Source organism: Pedobacter riviphilus (genome assembly GCF_014692875.1).
Lineage (GTDB): Bacteria > Bacteroidota > Bacteroidia > Sphingobacteriales > Sphingobacteriaceae > Pedobacter > Pedobacter riviphilus.
On record NZ_CP061171.1, the window covers coordinates 5,107,568 to 5,128,693 of the forward strand.

15 protein-coding genes, 2 tRNA genes and 1 pseudogene are annotated in these 21,126 nt (G+C 39.2%); 7 read left to right on the forward strand and 11 right to left on the reverse strand.

Annotated elements, in window-relative coordinates:
- Positions 1–61 precede the first annotated feature (61 nt).
- Both H9N25_RS21005 and H9N25_RS21010 read left to right on the forward strand, forming a co-directional pair.
- Positions 62–2,329 (forward strand): GH92 family glycosyl hydrolase, encoded by a 2,268-nt coding sequence (locus tag H9N25_RS21005; protein ID WP_190327123.1) that lies wholly within the window; start codon positions 62–64, stop codon positions 2,327–2,329.
- A 180-nt stretch (positions 2,330–2,509) separates the two neighbouring features.
- A complete protein-coding gene (locus H9N25_RS21010; RefSeq protein ID WP_190327124.1) occupies positions 2,510–5,116 on the forward strand; it encodes a glycoside hydrolase family 2 protein in 2,607 nt (868 codons plus the stop codon).
- Between the two features lie 672 nt (positions 5,117–5,788).
- On the opposite strand, the gene H9N25_RS21015 is transcribed toward H9N25_RS21010, so the two are convergent.
- The 4 genes and pseudogenes from H9N25_RS21015 to H9N25_RS21030 all read right to left on the reverse strand — a co-directional run bounded on the left by H9N25_RS21015 (position 5,789) and on the right by H9N25_RS21030 (position 10,113).
- Complete coding sequence (locus H9N25_RS21015; protein ID WP_025141835.1) at positions 5,789–6,115, reverse strand: 2Fe-2S iron-sulfur cluster-binding protein; 327 nt, start codon at positions 6,113–6,115, stop codon at positions 5,789–5,791.
- Positions 6,116–6,158: 43 nt separating this feature from the next.
- Positions 6,159–7,168 (reverse strand): annotated as a pseudogene (locus tag H9N25_RS25350) (NAD(P)/FAD-dependent oxidoreductase).
- A gap of 185 nt (positions 7,169–7,353) precedes the next feature.
- Positions 7,354–7,974, reverse strand: a complete 621-nt coding sequence (locus H9N25_RS21025) for a hypothetical protein (protein WP_190327125.1) — start codon at positions 7,972–7,974, stop codon at positions 7,354–7,356.
- A 12-nt stretch (positions 7,975–7,986) separates the two neighbouring features.
- Positions 7,987–10,113 carry a prolyl oligopeptidase family serine peptidase gene (locus H9N25_RS21030; RefSeq protein ID WP_190327126.1) on the reverse strand — a complete coding sequence of 709 codons (2,127 nt, stop codon included), beginning with the start codon at positions 10,111–10,113 and terminating at the stop codon, positions 7,987–7,989.
- A 145-nt stretch (positions 10,114–10,258) separates the two neighbouring features.
- Between H9N25_RS21030 and H9N25_RS21035 the strand changes: the two genes are divergently transcribed.
- The 4 genes from H9N25_RS21035 to H9N25_RS25545 all read left to right on the forward strand — a co-directional run bounded on the left by H9N25_RS21035 (position 10,259) and on the right by H9N25_RS25545 (position 13,668).
- Positions 10,259–11,008, forward strand: a complete 750-nt coding sequence (locus H9N25_RS21035) for a UDP-2,3-diacylglucosamine diphosphatase (protein ID WP_190327127.1) — start codon at positions 10,259–10,261, stop codon at positions 11,006–11,008.
- A gap of 1,065 nt (positions 11,009–12,073) precedes the next feature.
- On the forward strand, positions 12,074–13,147 hold the full coding sequence (prfA, locus tag H9N25_RS21040) for a peptide chain release factor 1 (RefSeq protein ID WP_086548609.1): 1,074 nt from the start codon (positions 12,074–12,076) through the stop codon (positions 13,145–13,147).
- 103 nt (positions 13,148–13,250) lie between these two features.
- Positions 13,251–13,324: transfer RNA gene (locus H9N25_RS21045), tRNA-Asp, on the forward strand.
- 173 nt (positions 13,325–13,497) lie between these two features.
- The gene (locus H9N25_RS25545; protein ID WP_190327128.1) at positions 13,498–13,668 is read left to right on the forward strand and encodes a hypothetical protein; all 171 of its coding nucleotides are present in this window, start codon (positions 13,498–13,500) and stop codon (positions 13,666–13,668) included.
- Positions 13,669–13,960: 292 nt separating this feature from the next.
- Here H9N25_RS25545 and H9N25_RS21055 read toward each other — a convergent pair whose 3' ends face one another.
- Positions 13,961–14,446, reverse strand: a complete 486-nt coding sequence (locus tag H9N25_RS21055) for a GNAT family N-acetyltransferase (RefSeq protein ID WP_190327129.1) — start codon at positions 14,444–14,446, stop codon at positions 13,961–13,963.
- 1,672 nt (positions 14,447–16,118) lie between these two features.
- Between H9N25_RS21055 and H9N25_RS21060 the strand changes: the two genes are divergently transcribed.
- Positions 16,119–16,192 (forward strand) — tRNA-Asp (locus H9N25_RS21060).
- A gap of 74 nt (positions 16,193–16,266) precedes the next feature.
- Here the strand turns inward: H9N25_RS21060 and H9N25_RS21065 are convergent.
- From H9N25_RS21065 to H9N25_RS21090, 6 genes are all read right to left on the reverse strand, one after another.
- Positions 16,267–16,815 carry a DinB family protein gene (locus tag H9N25_RS21065; RefSeq protein ID WP_190327130.1) on the reverse strand — a complete coding sequence of 183 codons (549 nt, stop codon included), beginning with the start codon at positions 16,813–16,815 and terminating at the stop codon, positions 16,267–16,269.
- A gap of 43 nt (positions 16,816–16,858) precedes the next feature.
- Positions 16,859–17,293, reverse strand: coding sequence for a GNAT family N-acetyltransferase (locus H9N25_RS21070; RefSeq protein WP_190327131.1), 435 nt, complete (start codon positions 17,291–17,293; stop codon positions 16,859–16,861).
- 25 nt (positions 17,294–17,318) lie between these two features.
- On the reverse strand, positions 17,319–18,722 hold the full coding sequence (gene lpdA, locus H9N25_RS21075; RefSeq protein WP_190327132.1) for a dihydrolipoyl dehydrogenase: 1,404 nt from the start codon (positions 18,720–18,722) through the stop codon (positions 17,319–17,321).
- Between the two features lie 60 nt (positions 18,723–18,782).
- A complete protein-coding gene (locus H9N25_RS21080; protein WP_190327133.1) occupies positions 18,783–19,379 on the reverse strand; it encodes a TetR/AcrR family transcriptional regulator in 597 nt (198 codons plus the stop codon).
- Between the two features lie 110 nt (positions 19,380–19,489).
- Positions 19,490–20,014, reverse strand: coding sequence for an alkaline phosphatase family protein (locus H9N25_RS21085; RefSeq protein WP_190327134.1), 525 nt, complete (start codon positions 20,012–20,014; stop codon positions 19,490–19,492).
- 123 nt (positions 20,015–20,137) lie between these two features.
- Positions 20,138–20,905, reverse strand: coding sequence for a glycoside hydrolase family 11 protein (locus H9N25_RS21090; RefSeq protein ID WP_190327135.1), 768 nt, complete (start codon positions 20,903–20,905; stop codon positions 20,138–20,140).
- Positions 20,906–21,126: the final 221 nt, after the last annotated feature.

Consider the following 21,126-nt stretch of genomic DNA (forward strand, 5'->3'; position numbering starts at 1 on the left):
ATAAACGTAAAACGTTTTACTTTTAGGCTTTAAATTCTAATGTAAGAAATTATAAGCACACATGCAGTTCAAGAAAACTTCGTCTATTCTATTTCTAACGGCCTCTCTATTCTCTCTTAATGCAGCTGCACAGCAGAACACCAAACTTACCCAATATGTCGATCCATTAATCGGATCAGCAAAACACGGACATGTTTTTGTAGGTGCAAATGTTCCTTTTGGTGCAGTTCAACTGGGGCCGAACAATATTTTTGAAGGCTGGGACTGGTGCAGTGGGTATAACTATGCAAGTAATACGATTACCGGTTTTGCACATACCCATTTAAGTGGTACTGGTATTGGCGATTTAGGCGATATTTCGATTATGCCTGCAACTGGTAAATTGCTCCTGGAAAAGGGTAAAACAGCCGAAGACCAGAACGGCTACCTATCTAAATTTTCGCATCAAAATGAAATAGCCAAAGCTGGTTATTACAGTGTATTACTTGATAAATACCAAATTAAAGCCGAACTAACCGCAACCGAAAGGGTAGGCTTTCATCAGTACACTTTTAAAAAAGATGCTGAAAATCCACATATCATTATCGATTTAATTGAAGGTATAGGTTGGGATGCGCCTGTATCTGCTTCATTTAAACAGCTTGATGCTACTACTATTGTAGGGCATCGTAATTCGAAAGGTTGGGCCAACGATCAACGTTTATATTTTGTAATTAAACTTTCGCAACCGATTAAAAGCATTGCACTTTATGATAGCACTGTTGTTAAAAGTGGCGCAACGTTATCTGGTAAAAAGCTTAAGGCGGCGGTTAACTTTAATACCATTAATCATGATAAACTGCAGATTAAAGTTGCCTTATCTCCGGTAAGCATTGAAAATGCCATTTTAAACCTAAAAACAGAGCTACCGGGCTGGGATTTCGCAGCAGCTGTTAAAAATAGTGATGCGAAGTGGGAAAAAGAACTGGCCAAGTTGAAAATTGAGGCTTCAAATACGACCAAAAATATATTTTATACCGCTTTGTACCATACCATGGTGGCGCCATCACTTTTTAACGATGTAAACAAAGATTACCTCGGTACAGATAAAAAGGTATACAAAAAGGCAAATTTCAATAACCTCACTACCTTTTCACTGTGGGATACTTACCGTGCGGCTAATCCATTGTACACCATTCTGCACCAGGATAAGGTAAACGATGTGGTAAATACCATGTTAGCCATCTATAAACAACAGGGTAAACTACCCGTTTGGCATTTAATGGGCAGTGAAACCAATACCATGGTGGGCTACCATGCCGTTCCGGTTATTGTTGATGCCTATTTAAAAGGATACCGGGGTTTTGATGTAAATCTGGCATACGAAGCGATAAAACAATCGGCTATGCAGAAAACGGATGGTATCGAATACATTCAGGAGCTTAAGTTCATTCCTGCTGATAAAATAAACGAATCAGTGGGTAAGGCTTTGGAGTACGCTATTGACGATTATTGCATTGCACAAATGGCTAAGGGACTCAACAAAACAGCAGATTACGCTTACTTTAGTAAAAGATCGAAACTGTATCGTTTATATTTTGATCCGAGTATTCAGTTTATGCGTGGTAAACTTGCCAATGGAAATTGGAGAAGTCCTTTCGATCCTTTTTCGTCCAAACACCGTGAAGATGACTACGTAGAAGGGAATGCATGGCAATATACCTGGTTGGTGCCACAAGATGTAGAAGGTTTGATTGATCTTTTTGGAGGAGATAAACCTTTTACCAATAAACTTGATTCGCTATTTACCTTACCTTTAGATTTGGGAACCAACGGTTCGCCTGATATTAGCGGATTGATTGGAAATTATGCGCAGGGAAATGAACCCAACCACCACATCCCTTATTTATATACTTACGCAGGCCAGCCATGGAAAACTGCCGATCTGATCCGTAAAATCGACAAAGATTTTTATTCGTCAAAACCTGATGGATTGTGCGGCAACGAAGACGTAGGTCAAATGAGTGCCTGGTATATTTTCTCCGCAATGGGTTTCTATCCTGTAAATCCGGCAAACGGAGCTTACGTTTTCGGAACGCCATTGGTTAATGATGCGATTATTTCGCTGCCTGGGAATAAGAAATTCAGTATAAGGGTTGTGGATAACAGTGCGGAGAATAAGTACATTCAGAAAATTGTGCTGAATGGCAAACCATATACCAAATCATATATTTTGCATAACACCATAACAGCTGGCGGAAATATACAAATTTATATGGGCAATAAACCATCGGCAAGCTGGGGCGTAAAACAAGAAGACAGACCTGTATCAACTAATAGTTCTAGATAAAAATGAGGTTGTATCATAAAATTAGTTTATCTAGATTTTGTCACGTTGAGCCTGTCGAAACGCCTCACTCCATATTAATGAAGGTCCTTCGACAAGCTCAGGATGACATTCTGGACATATGATATATTCTCATTAAATTAACCACAGCAACAAAATTTTTATCTACAAGATTTCAAAATAATGAAGAAAATATTTCTACTTCTCTTACTCTGTTCGGCTTTGACCGTAAATGCACAACAGCGCTATGAACTAAATTCGGGTTGGGTATGTACCAATATCAAAGATGCCAATGCTTCGGGCTTAGAAATCTCGAAAGCTGGTTTTCCGGTCGGCAACTGGATGCAAGCGACAGTTCCTGGAACAGTATTAACCACTTTGTTGAACAATAAAAAAGTATCCGATCCATTTTATGGAATGAACAATGAGAAAATTCCAGACGTTTATAAAACCGGTAACGATTATTACACTTATTGGTTTGTAAAAGATTTTGAAGAGCACGCTGTGGGTACCGAACAGGTTTGGTTACAGTTTAGAGGAATAAATTATAAGGCCGAAATTTATTTAAACGGAAAAAAAGTTAACCCCAAAACCCAGGTGGGTATGCACCTTAGGGCACAGTATAACATCACTAAATTTTTATCCCCGAATGGGAAAAACAGGCTTGCCGTAATTGTTTATCCACCAGATTTCCCGGGCAACCCGAATGGTGGACAGGGTGGCGACGGTACAATTGCCAAAGGTTTAACTACACAATATACTGCCGGATGGGACTGGATTCAGCCTACACGCGACCGTAACACGGGCATTTGGGATAAAGTGACCATCGAGAAAACCAAGAGTATCAATATCCAGAATCCACAGGTAATTACTTTGGTACCCGGCAAGCGTTTGCCAGAAGGGGAACAAAAACCAGCTACCGTTAAAGTTTCAGTTGAAGTAGAAAACCCAACTAATCAGGCGGTTTCGGGTACATTGCAATACCAAATTGCCGGAAAGTTGATTAAACTGTCAACCTCTATTGCCGCCAATAAGACTATTACGGTTAAACTTCCTGATTTACAGCTTGAAAATCCTAAATTATGGTGGCCAAGCGGATACGGACCACAAAACTTGTATGACGTAAAAATCGAATTTGTAGCGGCCAATCAAGTATTAGATCAGGAGCAGCTTAAAGTGGGTGTCCGCCAGATTGATAATACCTGGAACGAACACACCAGGAGTATGGGCACTTTTGTAAACGGACAAAAGATTTTTATTAAAGGCGGTAACTGGATTATCAGTGATGCAATGCTCCGTTTTAGCGATGCCCGTTACGATGCTGAAGTACGTTACCATAAAGATATGAACCTGAACCTGATCAGGATTTGGGGAGGAGCAATTTTAGAAAGACCTGAGTTTTACAACGCCTGTGATAAATATGGATTGCTGGTTTTTCAGGATTTCTGGTTTAGTGGCGATTGTAACGGCCGTTGGGTAGACCCGATGAAAAAGGAAGACCAATGGACACGCAGAAATTATCCAGATGATCATAACCTCACCTTAACCGCTATTGAAGATCAGATCAAAATGATCAGAAACCATGCTTCACTTGCTTTTTGGTGTGGAGGGAATGAGATTACACCACCCGAAGATATTTTGGAACCTTTAAAAAACAATATTCTGCCACGATTAGATGGCACTAGAAAGCTTTTCGATTTTTCTAACAGCGACGAAATGTCGTATAACTCCATTGGCGGAAACGGCGATGGGCCGTACGGCATACAGGATATTAAAACTTTTTGGGGTACGAGAACATTTCCTTACAACTCCGAAGTAGGCTCGGTAGGTGTTGGCGATTATGTTTCCTTGCTGCGTTTTATCCCAAAAGAAAACCTGATTGCACCCCAATATAAAGCCAAACCCGATTCGGTATGGGATTATCATAAATATATCTCATACGAGCAATATCTTAATCCATACGGCAAGCCGAAAAGTGCAGAAGATTTTGCAATGAAGGCCCAATTGGCCAATTACGATCAATACAGGGCATTAATGGAGGGTTTCTCGAACAAAATGTGGGATTGGTATACTGGTTCCATCATCTGGAAAACCCAAAACCCCTGGACAGCCATGCGCGGACAGATGTACGATTATTATCTTGATCCAAATGCCTGTTTATACGGCTTAAGGAAAGGAAGTGAGCCTTTGCATGTGATGATGAATCCTTTGGATAGCATGGTTACCATCGTAAACAATGGGTTTAGCACTAAAAACAACCTGATGGTGCAGGCGAAAGCTTACGATATGGATGGCAAAGATTATTTCTACTCCCAGGCCTTCAATTCGGTTGGTCCATCTTCTGTGAGAAGACTTTTTCCTATGAACGAGTTCTTAACCAAGCTGGATAAAAAAGAAGGTGTATTTGTTTCTTTAAGGATTTTAGACCAGAAGCAAAATATACTGAGCGAAAATATTTATTGGCTTCCAGGTAAGGATGGTGAATATTCGGGCTTAAAAAGTATCAAACAAGCGCCGTTAAAAGTTTCAGCAATTGATCAGAAAAACGGTAAGGTGGCAGTTACTTTAAGCAATGCAAACGGAAGCCCCGTAGCATTTTTTAATCGTATTGCTTTAATAAATGGCAATACTGGCGAACGTATACTCCCAGCATTTTATGATGATAACTATGTGAGTATTTTACCAGGAGAAAGTAAAACAGTAACTGTAGAATATACAGGGAAACAAAGTAATTTAGCTGTAGAGGTATATGGCTGGAATGTAGAAAAGCAGAAAGTAAATATTCAATAAGTTAATCGGGATTTGTAATCCCGTTTTAAGAACTTAGGATGTTTAATCCTGGGTGGGAGTACTCAAATGCGAGATTACAAACCTCGACTAATAAAAGGATTATTTTAAGCCTGTTGCAAATTGATTAACAGTTAAGAGGTAATATTTATCGATTTCTATATAACATTCTTCTGGCCAAAACCCAAAATGTCCGATGAAGCTCCGATGATGGTCCGATGAAAGTCGGATGATGGTTGGGTTTTAATAGAAGGTTAGTCATGGTTTGTTATCCCGTCTTTAGGGGATTTTTAATTATGAAGTGTAGGCTTATTTTCAACGTTTTTGAAAATGCTGGGTTCTGCTACAATGGCAGAATGTAGCCCTGCTATCGCTTCAAGTCCTCACTCGTGCCTCGCTCCGGGCTTTCCGCTTTATCAGGTTTAGAAACAGCAGCAGCTGCTCTAAAATACCGCTGGATCCGCGTTAGGGATTGTAAGGGTTCAGTACCGATCCTTCATCGGTACCGGAGCGAAGCGCAGCCCTGAAAAGCCCGACCCTTTCCCGTACTTCACGGGATTGGGTAACGCCCAAATCAGTTATCAGCTTTCAATCTTCAGTTTGCAATTCACGGTCTATAAAACAAAAAAGGCGACACTTTAGGTATCGCCTTTTCTCTATAGTATGTTTTACAACCTAGCTTACGCCGTGTAATTTTACTTTTAATCCATCCATATTGTTGTTTAACTGCAGTTGGCAGGCTAAACGCGAGTTTGGTAACAGATCGGGCAAAGTATCTAACATGGCATACTCATCGTCTGTCATTTCGTTAAGTTTTTCTTCGCCTTCCAATACATCAACACAGCAGGTGGCACATAACGCCATTCCGCCACAAGTAGCAAGAATATCGTACTCTGATGCTTTTAAAAACTCCATCAGGCTTAAACCCATGTCGGTTGGTGCAACGTGTTCAGTAACCGAGCCATCCGGCTCCTGCATATATATGTTAATGTTGTTTTCCATTTTATTACTCTTATGATTTGTAGCGACAAATATAGGAGAAAGCTTAAAATTCTGAAACTCCGTTTACAGTTGTATATTTCATGGTATATTTTACACCTGGGTTCATGTAAGAATAAGCACTGTGGCTCATTAATGCGGCTTCGTGGAAACCACAAAGAATTAATTTTAGTTTATTGGTGTAAGTATTGATATCGCCAATGGCATAAATTCCAGGGATATTTGTCGAGTAATCATCAACATTAACCTCAATAGCACTTTTGTTAATGTTTAAGTTCCAGTCTTCAATCGGGCCTAATTTAGGACTCAAACCAAACAACGGAATTAAATGATCAGCCTCCACAACAGTTTTTTCCATGGTGCGGTTCTGCACAATTTCAACTTGCTCTAATTTATCCGTTCCTTGTACCGCTTGAAGATTGCTATTTAAAATTAAATTGATTTTTCCACTTTCTGCCAATGCCATTACTTTAGCAACCGAATCTGGAGCACCACGGAAACTCTCGCTTCTGTGCACTAAGGTTAATTCAGAACAAACTTCCGCTAAGTAAATGGTCCAGTCTAAAGCAGAGTCGCCACCGCCGGCAATCACCATTTTCTGATCGCGATACTTCTCGGGTCCAAGATCATATAATTTACACCCTTACCGTTCTCAAATTTTTCTAAATTTTCTACAGCTGGTTTACGCGGTTCGAAACAACCTAAACCACCTGCAATTACCACAACCTTCGCTTCGATAACGGTACCCATATTGGTAGTTAAAACGAAATCTGCTTCGCCACGCTTTTCTAAACCTTCAATACGCTCACCTAAAGTAAATGTTGGATGGAAAGGTTTTGCCTGCTCCATTAAATTATCGATAAGTTCCTGAGCCAACACAGAAGGATAACCAGGGATATCGTATATCGGTTTTTTAGGATAAATTTCAGACAGCTGACCACCAACCTGCGGCAGGTAGTCAATTAAATGGCAACGCATTTTTAATAAACCGGCTTCAAAAATGGCAAATAAACCAACCGGACCAGCGCCTATTACGGCTATATCAGTAGTGATCATTAAAAAAAATTTGACGCAAAGTTACGAAATAAAGTATTATCAATCCTGCTATTTAGAAATATTCTAGATAATTTTGTAATACTGTTGTATTCAATATTTTATATGCTTTGTGTTGGGTTAAAACAAAAGTTAAGGGTTTTTAGGTGTTTAAAGCAAATTATAATTGGTCTATGGATATTGTAGAATTAATTTTTATATCGTTTTTTTAAAGTCGATTTATTATAAACAATTATCAACTCATTAGGTAGACTGTCATTTTTGGTTTTATAAGAAAATAAACCATCTCTGTTGTTCCATGATAATCTAGACTTACCAATTATAGCAAATTGATATTGATCTTCTGATTTCGAGTCGATATTGTTAACAAAGAATATAGTATCGTTTTTTATATAGTATCGAGAATTCATTGTTTTTATTCCGAAGCAGGCCACTCTTTTATAAAGCTTGCCGTTTTCTTTAAATTTTAATATTGTTGTGCAGCCAGCCGAACCAGTCCAGCCCGCAATTAATATGTCTTTACCCTCAAATTTTTCAAAATCAATGATGCCCGAAGGGAAAAAAGCTGTTGATATCAAAACTATTGCCAACGTAGAACCGATGTAGATTCTATGTTTTTCCTTGAATTTTTTCTTTGTAAGCAAAACTAATTGCTGTATTAAAAGGAAAAATAAAATGAGGTAAAAGATACACAACCCTATGGTTATTGGGAAGGCAAATAGCCCAGTTTTACCTTCCCAAAAATATACTGTTTGAATAATCAGGAAAAAAGCAAGAGTGGCTGACCAGAGTGCTTTATTTTTTACCATGATTATGTTTTATTACCAGCTCATTCCTAAATTCTGAAACACAAAGCTCCATACATCAGCTGCTTCTTCAATTAATTTGGTGGTTGGTTTGCCCGCTCCATGCCCTGCTTTGGTTTCGATCCTGATTAAAACAGGGTTTTCGCCTTTATATTTTTCCTGTAGGGTTGCTGCAAATTTGAAAGAATGAGCAGGTACCACACGGTCATCATGATCGGCAGTAGTAATCAAAGTTGCCGGATAATTAACACCGCTTTTTAGGTTATGGAGCGGTGAATATTTAATCAGGTAATCGAAATCCTCCTTTTTATCGCTGGTTCCGTATTCAACAGCCCAGCCCCATCCAACGGTAAATTTGTGGTAGCGAAGCATGTCTAAAACGCCAACAGCTGGTAAAGCCACTTTAAACAGATCTGGTCTTTGAGTCATACAGGCACCTACCAAGAGGCCCCCATTTGAACCACCAGATATAGCAATTTTAGATGGGTTGGTGTACTTCTCTTTAATCAGGTATTCGGCTGCGGCAATAAAATCGTCGAAAACGTTCTGTTTTTTGGCTAACATACCCCCTTTGTGCCAGGCTTCGCCATACTCACTTCCGCCACGCAAACTCGGCTGAACGTAAATACCGCCACGCTCTAAAAATAGCATTCTTGAAAGGCTAAATCCTGGGGTTAAACTGATCTGGAAACCGCCATATGCATAAAGATAAACTGGGTTGTTGCCGTCCAGTTTGATGCCTTTTTTATGTACGATAAACATAGGTACTTTTGTACCATCTTTTGATGGATAAAATACCTGTTCGGTTTCGTAGTTATCGGTATTAAACTGGAGATCTGATTTTTTATATAATACCGATTCGCTTTTGGCGATGTCGTAGCGGTAAATGGTGCCTGGGGTGGTGAAATTAGAAAAGGTGTAAAAAAATTCTTTATCATCTTTGTAGCCACCAAAGCCTCCAACGGTTCCAATGGCTGGAAGTTTTACATCGCCTATTTTCTTTCCGGTTAAATCAAACTGAATAATGTTGGTGCTTGCATCTTTTAGGTAAGAGGCCCAAAGAAATCCTCCGCCAGTTCCAATACCCTCTAAAGCCAATTTCGATTCTGGGATAATTTTCTGCCAGTTTTTCGGATCTGCATTTTTCGGATCAACCAAAACTACCTGTTTGTTTTCGGCACCGAGATCGGTGTTTACCAATAGTTTGTCGCCAACATTATCAATAACGCTGTGGTTGTTTTCAAAGCCTTTAACCAATAAGGTGATTTTGCTATTTGGCACTTTTAGATCTTGATAATAAAGTGCATTGCCCGAAGTACCAGCACTGGCATAAACCACCAGAAAACGCTCGTCTTCTGTAATATTAGCCCCGAAATATAAATTTGGATTGGTTTTGTCTTCAAAAATTAACTGGTCATTTTGTTGCTGATCGCCCAGTTTGTGGAAATATACTTTTTGGTATTTGTTGGCGGCAGAAAGATCGGTTCCTTTAGTGGGCTCATCAAATTTACTGTAATAAAAACCATCGCCTTTCCAGGCTGCCCCAGAGAATTTGGTCCATTTTAGTTCATCAGCTAATTTGGTTTTACTGGCAATATCCATTACATAAATATTGCTCCAGTCTGATCCTGCTTGCGCAACCGAATAGGCCAGGTATTTTTTATCGTGCGAAAACCCAAGCAGCGAAACGGCCGCTGTTCCATCTTTTGTGAGTTTATTAGGGTCGAGAAAAACTTCTTCTTTGCCATCTAACCCTTTTTTAATAAACCAGATGCTTTGGTTCTGAAGGCCATCGTTTTTAGTGAAGAAATAATATTCGCCAACCTTAAAAGGTGCACTTTCTTTAGGGTAATTCCATAATGCTGTTAAACGCTTTTTAATGTCAGTACGGTAGGGAATTTGCTCGAGATAGTTTTGGGTAACCTTATTTTCGGCTATAACCCAGGCTTTTGTCTCTGCTGAGGTATCATTCTCCAGCCATCTGTAAGGGTCGGCAATGGTTGTTCCGAAATAATTATCTTTTGTGCTGTCTTTTTTTGTTTCAGGGTATTTCATTAATGTTATTTTTTCTGCAGGTTTTTTGCCTTGGTTGCAAGCAAACAGACTTAATGCAAATAAGCTCAATAGAATTTGTTTTTTCATCTTTAGTGAGATTTGTTTACTAATATATGTCTTTTTTCCTTCGGTATGATTTCGCAGGTTTTTTGATTTCACAGATTGCTGCACTTTAGGCTTTGGTCTTTCTGCTTTAGTCTTTAAGCTTTTTCCCTTACCTTTGGATTTGTACATGGCAAAAAATATTTACTTCGCTTCCGATTTTCATTTAGGCACTCCAAATTATGCCGAAAGCCGTGCCCGTGAAGCGCGTATTGTAAATTGGCTAAATTTTATAGAACCAAATTGTGGCGAGTTGTTTTTGATGGGCGATATTTTCGATTTCTGGTTCGAGTATGCTAAAGTGATTCCGAAGGGATTTATACGTTTACAGGGCAAATTGGCTGCCATGGCCGATGCGGGGATAAAAATCTATTTTTTTAAAGGTAACCATGATATGTGGGTGCGCAGTTATTTCACTCAGGAAATCGGCATGGAAATTATCAGCGATGAACTGATCATTGAAAGAGGTGGTAAAAAATTCTACCTGCACCATGGCGACGGCTTAGGCCCGGGAGATAATAAATACAAATTTTTAAGAAAGATTTTTAGAAGTAAGTTTTGCCAATGGCTGTTTGCCCGTTTGCACCCAAATTTAGGAATCGGTATTGCCAATAGCTGGAGCCAGGGGAGTAGGGCTGCACAAACCGAAAAAGAAGTGTTTTTAGGTGAGGATAAAGAATGGTTAGCCATTTATGCCAAAGAACAGCTGCAGAAGACACATTTCGACTATTTTATTTTCGGACATAGACACTTACCACTCGATATTGATTTAGGTAATGGAAGCCGATATGTTAATATTGGCGAATGGCTCAATTATAATTCGTACGGGGTATTTGATGGCCAGGATTTAAAATTGGAGTATTACAATCCAGAGCCTTAATTTTTAAGTTCATTTTTGGAAAGCAGTGTCTGTATCTCGGTTTAATGTTGGTCGGGCTTTTCGTTATAGTCCCGATTTTAAAGGAAAATCGGGAGCTGCCACTTCAATCCCGTTTAGGTACGCGGGTTCGTGCTGCTATTTGAGGCTGCATGGTGCCTAAAATGCACTGTTCTTTGTTCCTAAACCAGATAGAACGGAAAGCCCGGAGCGAGGAACGAGTGAGGACTTGGAGTGATAGCGGGGCTACCGGCTGCCACAGGCACAGAACTGTTCATTTCCAAAAAAAAACTTTGGATAATATTGCAACTTTTCTTTTCATACTTGCGCGGTAGATGAAGATCTTCCTTGTTTGAAAAGCAAAACCTGTAGCATTTTTAATGTTGGTCGGGCTTTTCGTTATAGTCCCGATTTTTAAAGGAAAATCGGGAGCTGCCACTTCAATCCCGTTTAGGTACACGGGTTCGTACTGCTATTTGAGGTCGCATGGTGCCTAAAATGCGCTGTTCTTTGTTCCTAAACCAGATAGAACGGAAAGCCCGGAGCGAGGAACGAGTGAGGACTTGGAGTGATAGCGGGGCTACCGGCTGCCATAGGTACAGAACTGTTCATTTCTAAAAAAAACTTTGGATAATATTGCAACTTTTCTTTTCATACTTGCACGGTAGATGAAGATCTTCCTTGTTTGAAAAGCAAAACCTGAAGCTTTTTTAATGTTGGTCGGGCTTTTCGTTATAGTCCCGATTTTTAAAGGAAAATCGGGAGCTGCCACTTCAATCCCGTTTAGGTACGCGGGTTGGTGCTGCTATTTGAGGCCGCATGGTGCCTAAAATGCACTGTTCTTTGCTCCTAAACCAGATAGAACGGAAAGCCTGGAGCGAGGAACGAGTGAGGACTTGGAGTGATAGCGGGGCTACCGGCTGCCATAGGCACAGAACTGTTCATTTCCAAAATCCTTAATAAAAATCTAGTTTTTGCTTTCCAAACTAATTCAGCTTTTTTCCTTATTTTTGCATTTCCTGAATTTTTGGGCTATACCAACCGTCAGGAAATTTCAACAAGAATAATATGTTAGATAAATTAGAAGCTATAAAGCTGCGTTGGGAAGATGTAGAAGAATCGTTAAGTAATCCGGATGTAATTCAGGATATGAAACGTTTTGCGGCTTTAAATAAAGAATATAAAGACTTAGGCAAGATTGTAGATGAATATAAAATCTACAAAAATGTAATGAGTAATATTGATGCCAACAAAGAAATTTTAGCTACTGAGAAGGATGCCGAAATGCGGGAGATGGCAAAAGAAGAGCTTGATCTTTTGTTAAAGCAACAGGAAGAAATGGAAAGTAATATCCGTTTGATGTTGATTCCTAAAGATCCAGAAGATGCCAAAAATGCGGTTTTTGAGATCCGCGGCGGTACGGGTGGCGATGAAGCAGCTTTGTTTGCAGGCGATTTATACCGCATGTATACCCGTTATTTCGAAACTAAGGGATGGAAAGTAGAAACCGTTGATGTAACTGAAGGTACTGCGGGAGGCTATAAAGAGGTAATTCTGAAAGTGAGCGGTGATGATGTTTATGGTCAGCTAAAATATGAAAGTGGTGTACACCGCGTACAGCGTGTGCCAGATACCGAAACGCAGGGCCGTGTGCATACCTCAGCTGCTTCTGTAGCGGTTTTGCCAGAAGCAGAAGAAATTGACCTGTATATTAACCCTGCCGATATTGAATTGCAAACTTCGCGTTCAGGTGGTGCTGGTGGACAGAACGTAAACAAGGTAGAAACTAAAGTACAGTTAACGCATAAACCATCAGGTATTGTAGTGGTTTGTCAACAAGAACGTTCACAGTTGGGTAACCGTGTTATTGCGATGGAGATGTTGCGCAGTAAACTTTACGATATCGAATTGCAGAAAAAAAATGGAGATATTGCCGCCAAACGTAAAACTATGGTGTCAACCGGCGACCGTTCGGCAAAAATCAGAACCTACAATTATCCTCAGGGACGTGTTACCGAACACCGTATCGGCTTAACCATGTATAACCTGCCAACTATTATGGATGGCGATATTCAGGAAATTATTGATGCACTTCAGTTTGCAGAAAATGCAGAGAAGATGCAGGAAGGTGCTGTAGGTTAAGGAGTTAAATGTTTTTGAAAAAAAAATTTGCAAATTAAGATATAGTCTCTATATTTGCAACCTCGAAAGAGACAAGAGGTTCGAACTTTAAAGAAGAACAAATGGAGTGGTAGTTCAGCTGGTTAGAATGCCTGCCTGTCACGCAGGAGGTCGCGGGTTCGAGTCCCGTCCATTCCGCGAAAATAGTTTTAAATTTAACTAAAAGCCTGTAAATTAAATGTTTACAGGCTTTTTCGTTTTCTGGAATGGAATTCCTATAGAAATATAATGGCCAGGATAAACCTTAAAACAGGGCCGATAATCCAGTTAAGAACAGGTAAGCCCCAAGGATTTTAGTATCATTAAATACCTTGCCCATATTTTCATATTTCACTTTGGCGAACGGTAGATACATCATCAGGATAAGGCCTATAGCCAGCGGAATATTGGTTGTGCCACTGGAGAAGGAATTAATAAATACCGAAGAAGAGAAAAAAGATACAGATGGCGACACCAATGACCATGGCCAGGAAGATCCATAAGGAATGGTACAGGAAAACCTAGTCTTTTCTTTTCGCGGGCGGGTGCGCAGTTGTTGGCAGACATGTCTTTTGTGTTTAGTAACTGAAGTTACCTTTTACAAAGTCAAAGCTGTAGGCTTTGATCAAGTATCGATGCCACTTTCTGTCATAACCTGTATGGCCTTGGAATTAACTCCATGGGTTTCAATTCTTGCGCTGTAACTTCAGTCTGACCATTTGGAAAATGCCTTAAAAAGCCTGCTGCAATCTGGCTGCGGCAACTGTTACCGGTACAGAGTGCAGATATTTTTTATTATTTAATGTTTTGATTTCTTCTTTCCAATAAAATGGTGTCTCTCCAGATACCATTCATCTTACCGATTTTCTCCCGGTAACCCACCTCACGAAATCCTGCTTTCTCATGCATTCTAATGCTGCCGATGTTTTCCCGAAAGATACCCGACTGCAGTGTCCATAGTCCTTGCTTTTCGCTCTCAACGATCAGTGCATTGAGCAGGATAGAGCCATAACCTTTCCCGGATAAGGAGGGATTGACGTAGATACTAACTTCTGCCACTCCCGCATACACACAGCGGGAAGAAACCGGAGAAAGTGCGGCCCAGCCCACTATCTGTTTATCCGATTCGAGTACAAAACGACAGCCCTTAAGATGGGACTTATCCCAATCCGACCAGGAAGGGGCTTCGGTTTGAAAAGTGGCATTGCCGGTAGCAATGCCCTGTTCATATATTTCCTTTACGAATGGCCAATCATTGGCCTCTAAGATTCTGATCTCCATATTGAGCAATTAATCCCATAATTGTATTCCAATATTGCGATTAATATTTTGATACTTCCAAATCCAAAACATAAAATTATTCTAATGTGACGTTTATCGTATTATTGCGATTAACTAAACACGTTAGTTTTAGTTGTTCTAGCCTATCTTACTACTAAAGGATTTATTAAATTCATCATACTCTCAAACGAAAAAAGTCGACAACGGAAAGTGTTAGATAATTCCCTGCTCACTATTTTTCCGAACCAGAAAATTATAATCCAAGGCCTTTTGTCTTTTTATCGGTTTGTTTAAATGACATTTTTGATCTGCTACTTGAGGTCGTTTTGTATTTGCTTATATTTCAGTGTTTTGATTGATATTTGTGTCGTTTATAAATAGTATAAGTTGAGTTAAGGGGGCGTCTACAGTCCCGTCCATTCCGCGAAATAGTTTTAAATTTAACTAAAAGCCTGTAAATTAAATGTTTACAGGCTTTTTCGTTTTCTGGAAGCACCAGATTATTCATTTTTTCGGATCAAACGTGAAAGTTGGGGGGCTGAGTTTAAATTTTTAACTTAGTATTTTTAGCACTTGGCCTTGGAGACCGAAGAGACTAAAACTCTTACTACCAGCAGATCTTTTAGATCAATTTGATCTTATCCGTACTGAAACAATCGGGTATGGTTATCACTTATTTTTAGACCAACGGAACCAGCCTCCGCAAGAATTCCATGCTCATCCGCTTGATCCCTTGTTTTCTTTTTTGCTATGTCGGTTTCTTAAGAATTGATTGGAGACCAGAAGATTCGGACCTAGAATTTATAATGCTGATTATTAATGTTTTATTCTTTACGATGTATCACTTAAGAGTGCGACAGATTTCATCCCAAACTGTACATCCCACTTAACAATCTGTTCTTGATGGTTGCAGAGTCTTTCAGCAAATTTATTGGTAAACGTTACGAATATTTATTGAAAGCCAGCAAATATTAGGTATGCCTTTTATTACTAAATGTTTATGTTCAGCTTTAAAATAAATTATAGTGGTAGTGCTAGCAAATTAAATTTATACCGCAGTAGTTAGCTATTTGTATTAATATTTTTTTAGACCTATAACTGATGTTTTTATAAATAGCAAATTAACCAAAACCTAAACGCCAGGGTAAGTTGGCGCTTATCAATCAAATATTAAACTTTAAAAGAAAATGATAAAGTTAAAAGAGATGCAAAAAAGCTTGTCTTCGTTAGAAAACAAGAAGCTAAACTTGGAAAGTTCCAAAGCTGTATTAGGTGGTTTAGCTGGGGGCCTAAGTATATCGTGTCTAACCTTAGAGACGAAAATGGATGTCAATTGGTAGATTACTATTATGATGGCAAATGGTATGCTAGATTTAGCGATTGTAATAACGAATATTGCTAATAATCAATTCAAGGAATTTTATCAACAGTGAAGATTCAGTAATACAATCTGATATTAGCTGCGGAACATGCTGTTTCGAAAGGCCTTAACTTGCAAAAGTTGAGGCTTTTTTGTTTAATTATCGTTTTCATTAAAATATTTAGAATGAGGTTCAGCGTGTTACGTAATTATTGATTAAAAAGTCGATTACTATAGTGATAAACTGAATATAGTCTCTATATTTGCAGTCCCGAAAGGGAAAAGAGGTTCAGACTTTAAAGAAGAACAAATGGAGTGGTAGTTCAGCTGGTTAGAATGCCTGCCTGTCACGCAGGAGGTCGCGGGTTCGAGTCCCGTCCATTCCGCTAAAGGAAACAACAAATATCAGTTGTTTCCTTTTTTTATGGCTGTAAAATACTGATTAACAAGTTATTGCTTTTCAAAAATCTGCGATTGGAAGGTGTTCAAGATTTTCGATAATAGATCGCATTGCGGCCATATGATGCTCATCATGCCCGGCTACAAAATACATAAAGTCAACGATATTCATTGGCTGATTTAACCTAGGATGGGTACTCTTCTTCAAAAGGTCTTCTTTGCTTATTCCCTTTAGCAATACAATTGTTTTTGCTCTTTCATCACTTAGACTTTTAGTAAGCTCATTCAGCACCTGCTCATTGAAAGAAGCCTGATCGGTTGCTGTATTGTTTAAATCAGCAGGAGACATATCCGGCTTTCCATCCTTTATGTCCTGAAACCGTCTGCGCCAGAGATCTTCTAGGAGGATCAAGTGCCCAACGTTTTCATTCACAGACCATTTGGCACCGGTCTTTATGGTGGTTATTTTTTTAGGGTAAGTTTCGAGTAATTGATTTAAAACAGCAGGAAAATGTTCCATGCGGCTTAGCACATCCTCAAACTGTACTATATCAATGTTTGTATCGAATTTTCGATCAAACCATTTTACAAAAGGCTTTGGTTCTATCATTTTTCAAAATTTTATTGATGGATAATATTATATTTTCATCATCTTAAAGCGCCATGTGCAGAATGGGATAATTTTTACCCGATCCGTCTTTTTCTGATCTTCCTGTTTTTTTAAAACCCAATTTATCGTAGAAGCCCACGGCCTGACGGTTTTGCTCATTAACATCGACTCTTGTGATGCCTTGCAATTCTTTCATAAAATGGAATAATCTTTTTCCGTAACCTTTTCCACGGTATTCGTTATGGATGAAAAGCATTTCCAGGTTTCCTTCTGATGCAGATGCAAATCCAATTTGTTCGCCCTGTTCAATAAGCAGGAATACATTAAGATGTGGTAGGTAGTTCTTTGGGATAATCTGCTTAAAATAAATAAAATCTTCCTCAAGAAGAAAGTCATGGGTGGCTGTAACTGCTGATTCCCAAATCTCCATGATCCGGATATAATCTCCGGGGGTTGCGCGCCTGATCTGTTGCGACATAATTAATGAATTGATCAATATAATATTAAATATTCACAGATGGTCTTCCTGATGCCATGGTATATGCTTCTTTCAGCACTTCCGAATAGGTAGGATGCGCATAACATATTGAAGCCATATCTTTCGCTGTAACTTCGTATTCAAGGCCAACAACTGCTTGTGCTATTAAATCTGCTGCCCTGGCACCTATTATATGCACGCCTAAAAGTTCTCCGTATTTAGGATCAGACAGTACTTTTACGAATCCGTCCGTTTCCATTCCTGCCCTGGCTCTTGCATTTACTGCAAATGGGAATTTACCGAGATTATACCGCACTTCCCGTTTTTTTAATTCTTCTTCTGTAGCTCCTACTGACGCAACTTCTGGCCAGGTGTAAACTACCGACGGAATCCGGTCATAGTTAATATGCGGTTTTTGACCATCAATTCTTTCGACCACAAATATGGCTTCTTCTTCTGCTTTGTGGGCAAGCATAGCACCACCGATCACGTCGCCAATAGCAAAAATGTTTGAAACCGTTGTCTGTATCTGGTCATTCACCCTTACCGTGCCATTAGCATTCAATTCTACATTGGTATTTTCTAAGCCCAAACCATTCACATATGGCTTTCTGCCGACAGCGACTAAGATATAGTCCGCAATCAGATCTTGTTCGGTACCCTGTTTATTTTTAAAATATACTTTAGCTTTGTCGCCGAGGTTTTCAGCTTTGTACACTGCTTGCTGAAGCTTGATTTCTATACCTTCCTTTATCAAAATTTTTGTTAATGTAGTTCCCAATTCCTGATCCATTGCAGCAATCAGATTATCGGCATATTCTAATATGGTCACTTTTGTACCAATTCTGTTAAAAATGGAAGCCATTTCTACACCGATCACACCACCGCCAATGATGATGATGCTTTTCGGTTTTTCTTGCATTGCCAAAGCTTCTGTAGAGGTAATGATCCTTTTTTTATCGATGGTAACTCCTGGAATAGTTGCCGGCTTTGATCCGGTAGCAATAATGAACTTACCTGATCTGATAATAGTTTCTTGCTGCTCAGCACTTATGATTCTCATAGATTCATTGTTGAGAAAAGTACCTGTGCCCTGGAAAACTTTGATCTTATTCTTTCTCATCAGGAAATCCAGTCCCTGTGTATTTTTAGTTACCACATCGGCTTTGCGTTTAAAAACCTGTTCGAAGTTAAGGTGGAGATCAGAAAATTCAATACCATGATTTTCAAAATGCTTAAGTGCATCTGCATAATGATGTGTGGTATCCAGTAAGGCTTTGGTGGGGATGCATCCCACATTGGTACAAGTGCCGCCTAGAGCGCTGTATTTTTCAATTAAAGCTGTTTTATAACCCAGTTGGGCACTTCTTATCGCTGCTACATATCCGCCGGGACCTGACCCGATAACGGTAATATCAAATTCTTCCATTTTTCTTTTCTAACATTATTAATAAAAATAAACCGATCGGTCTTTTTATGGGTAAAAAAATTATACTTTGAGATTCTTAATTAATTTTTCGAGGAAAGACATTGCTATTTTAAGCTCTGTTATATGGTTATTGACCTTTGCCTGCATAAATGCGCCTTCAATCATGGAAATCATGATCACCGAAATTTCGGTTGCGTCTGCATCTTCTTTTATTTCTTTTCTTTCGATACCTCGTTTTATTTGGTTTACAATAGATGCCTTCCAGAATCCCAATGCCTTTTGTGCACGTTCTTTTAGCTTTGGATGCGTATCATCTGCTTCTGTAGCAGTATTTAAAATCGGGCAACCAGCTTGTAAATAAGGGTACCTGAAATAATTCTTATACGTTTGCGGGTAAACCAGCAACCTTTCTATCGAATTCTCGGTAGCTAAGATGCGTTCTTTCATATGCTGTGTTACCATATCGAAGTTGTGATCAAAAACGCTTAATGCAATTTCGTCTTTGTTTTGGAAATTACCATAAATGCAGCCTTTTGAAAGTCCGGTGGCATCCATTAAATCGTTGATCGATGTTCCCGCATAACCCTTTGTATTAAAAACCGATGCGGTTTTCTCGATAATCAGCCGCTTGGTATTTTCAGACTTCGTCGTTTTCATCGCAGAGAAATTTTTAATTTCTTCCAAAATTATATAAAAAATAAAACAATCGGTCTTTTTTTTGAAATTTTACCGGCCAATGGTAAGTTATCCTACCTGTTGAAACACTTTTATCTGTTTGCTGATTTCTTTTTTAACAGCTCTTCGTATGCGGGGGCCTCACGTTTTTCCATACCATCAGAAATCTTTATTCCGGCTTTCTCAAACTCGCTGATTAATCTTTTATCAAAATTAGCGATGTATGATGCAAATGATACAGAATCTTTTTCTTCTGGAATGGTTTCAAAAGGGATATGCGGTTCTTTAAACTTATGCAAAACGGCCTGAGTACTATCATTTCCTTCCAAAAGAACAGAGTCTCCGTAGTCTGTAATCTTAGCTACATAATCTTTGGTAAGGTATTTTAAGGAATCATTTTCTATTTTATAAGGAAGCTTAAAGCGGCCAACTTTCTGATTATAGAAAACGACATATTGCGAATCAATATCAAATTCGCTATATCCATTTGCCGTGGAAAACCGATGCCATTTTCCGATCAGTGATTTTTTATTTCCACCTATATTTTTAGGATTTGGCGAATCGCAGGCGGAAAGAATAAAAATAAAAAAAGCAAAAAAATAAAGGATGGATCTCATGATAACAAATGGTTTAAAATTAAAGGCTTTTTAACTCAGGTAGGTGATCAGAATTACCTGCAATACATACTGCCCGGCTTATTGCCAGGCAGTAATGTGTTTGTAATTGATTTAAACAAATGTTTACTGTGCCCAAATGGTACAGTTAATATTGCCATTCGTATTAGTGCCCCATGTTTCCGAAACCATAATTGCAGGAATATTTAACTGACCAAGCGTATATCCATAACTTTGCCACTTGTTGTAGTGGTTGGCAAAAGTAATGGTGTGATTTTGTCCGGTAGACGTTTTTGTAACTCTCGAGCTGTAAATCTGCCTGAAACCGTCGCCTCCATCTATATTTTTGCCTGTCATCCATCTGGTCCATACATTATAACCCGCGCCATCGGTTTCAAATGTCCCCAGGTAGGTACCGGTATGAGGCGAAACCGCCCCCCAGGTTTCATTCACATAATACTCATAATAAGGGCTTCTGCTCCATCCGTACCAGCCAAAAGTACCACCTCCTGAGTTTGAGTAAGTGCCCAGATTATACCCTATCGTGTAATTATTTGATCCTACTGAATAACCTTTGCCGCAGGTGAAATTACCGTTAAAGCCGTTCCAGTTAACACTGTAATTTCCGCCGTTACCATTGGCATAATTAACTGTGCCGGTTGCGCCATCGCTCTTCCAAAGCGACCAAAAGAAGCCGTTATGTGTACCCGATTGGTATGATTCTACCGTGGCGACAGCTTTGTTAGATGGAGGCGGAGCAGTAACGGCCTCGGGTGCCATCTTTTCGTCTTTTTTACAGCCTGTTAAACATGAGGTGCTTGCAAACACTAAGGTTGCAGCCACAACAAAGGTAACCTTCCTGGTTACACTTGTAAGTGAATTGTGTTTTTTCATATAATATATATTGGTTAGGGAAGCAAAATAACCGTATTTAGATTTGGGATATGGCTAATAATCAGCAAATTTGTTATACAAATGTTCATACGATGACTGTATATTTTATTTTATATCAATGTAGCTGTTTGTCTTATTAAAGCCAGATTGGTGTTCATTGCACTAGATGCAGGAAGAAGCGCATATGGTGGTGTGAAAGGATAGGTGATCAACTTCTTATT

Bases quoted from the DNA above. Each gene is read 5' to 3' on its own strand.
- H9N25_RS21005 (WP_190327123.1), top strand. From the start codon at position 62: ATGCAGTTCAAGAAAACTTCGTCTATTCTATTTCTAACGGCCTCTCTA.
- H9N25_RS21010 (WP_190327124.1), top strand. From the start codon at position 2,510: ATGAAGAAAATATTTCTACTTCTCTTACTCTGTTCGGCTTTGACCGTA.
- H9N25_RS21015 (WP_025141835.1), bottom strand. From the start codon at position 6,115: ATGGAAAACAACATTAACATATATATGCAGGAGCCGGATGGCTCGGTT.
- H9N25_RS21025 (WP_190327125.1), bottom strand. From the start codon at position 7,974: ATGGTAAAAAATAAAGCACTCTGGTCAGCCACTCTTGCTTTTTTCCTG.
- H9N25_RS21030 (WP_190327126.1), bottom strand. From the start codon at position 10,113: ATGAAAAAACAAATTCTATTGAGCTTATTTGCATTAAGTCTGTTTGCT.
- H9N25_RS21035 (WP_190327127.1), top strand. From the start codon at position 10,259: ATGGCAAAAAATATTTACTTCGCTTCCGATTTTCATTTAGGCACTCCA.
- prfA (WP_086548609.1), top strand. From the start codon at position 12,074: ATGTTAGATAAATTAGAAGCTATAAAGCTGCGTTGGGAAGATGTAGAA.
- H9N25_RS21055 (WP_190327129.1), bottom strand. From the start codon at position 14,446: ATGGAGATCAGAATCTTAGAGGCCAATGATTGGCCATTCGTAAAGGAA.
- H9N25_RS21065 (WP_190327130.1), bottom strand. From the start codon at position 16,815: ATGATAGAACCAAAGCCTTTTGTAAAATGGTTTGATCGAAAATTCGAT.
- H9N25_RS21070 (WP_190327131.1), bottom strand. From the start codon at position 17,293: ATGTCGCAACAGATCAGGCGCGCAACCCCCGGAGATTATATCCGGATC.
- lpdA (WP_190327132.1), bottom strand. From the start codon at position 18,722: ATGGAAGAATTTGATATTACCGTTATCGGGTCAGGTCCCGGCGGATAT.
- H9N25_RS21080 (WP_190327133.1), bottom strand. From the start codon at position 19,379: ATGAAAACGACGAAGTCTGAAAATACCAAGCGGCTGATTATCGAGAAA.
- H9N25_RS21085 (WP_190327134.1), bottom strand. From the start codon at position 20,014: ATGAGATCCATCCTTTATTTTTTTGCTTTTTTTATTTTTATTCTTTCC.
- H9N25_RS21090 (WP_190327135.1), bottom strand. From the start codon at position 20,905: ATGAAAAAACACAATTCACTTACAAGTGTAACCAGGAAGGTTACCTTT.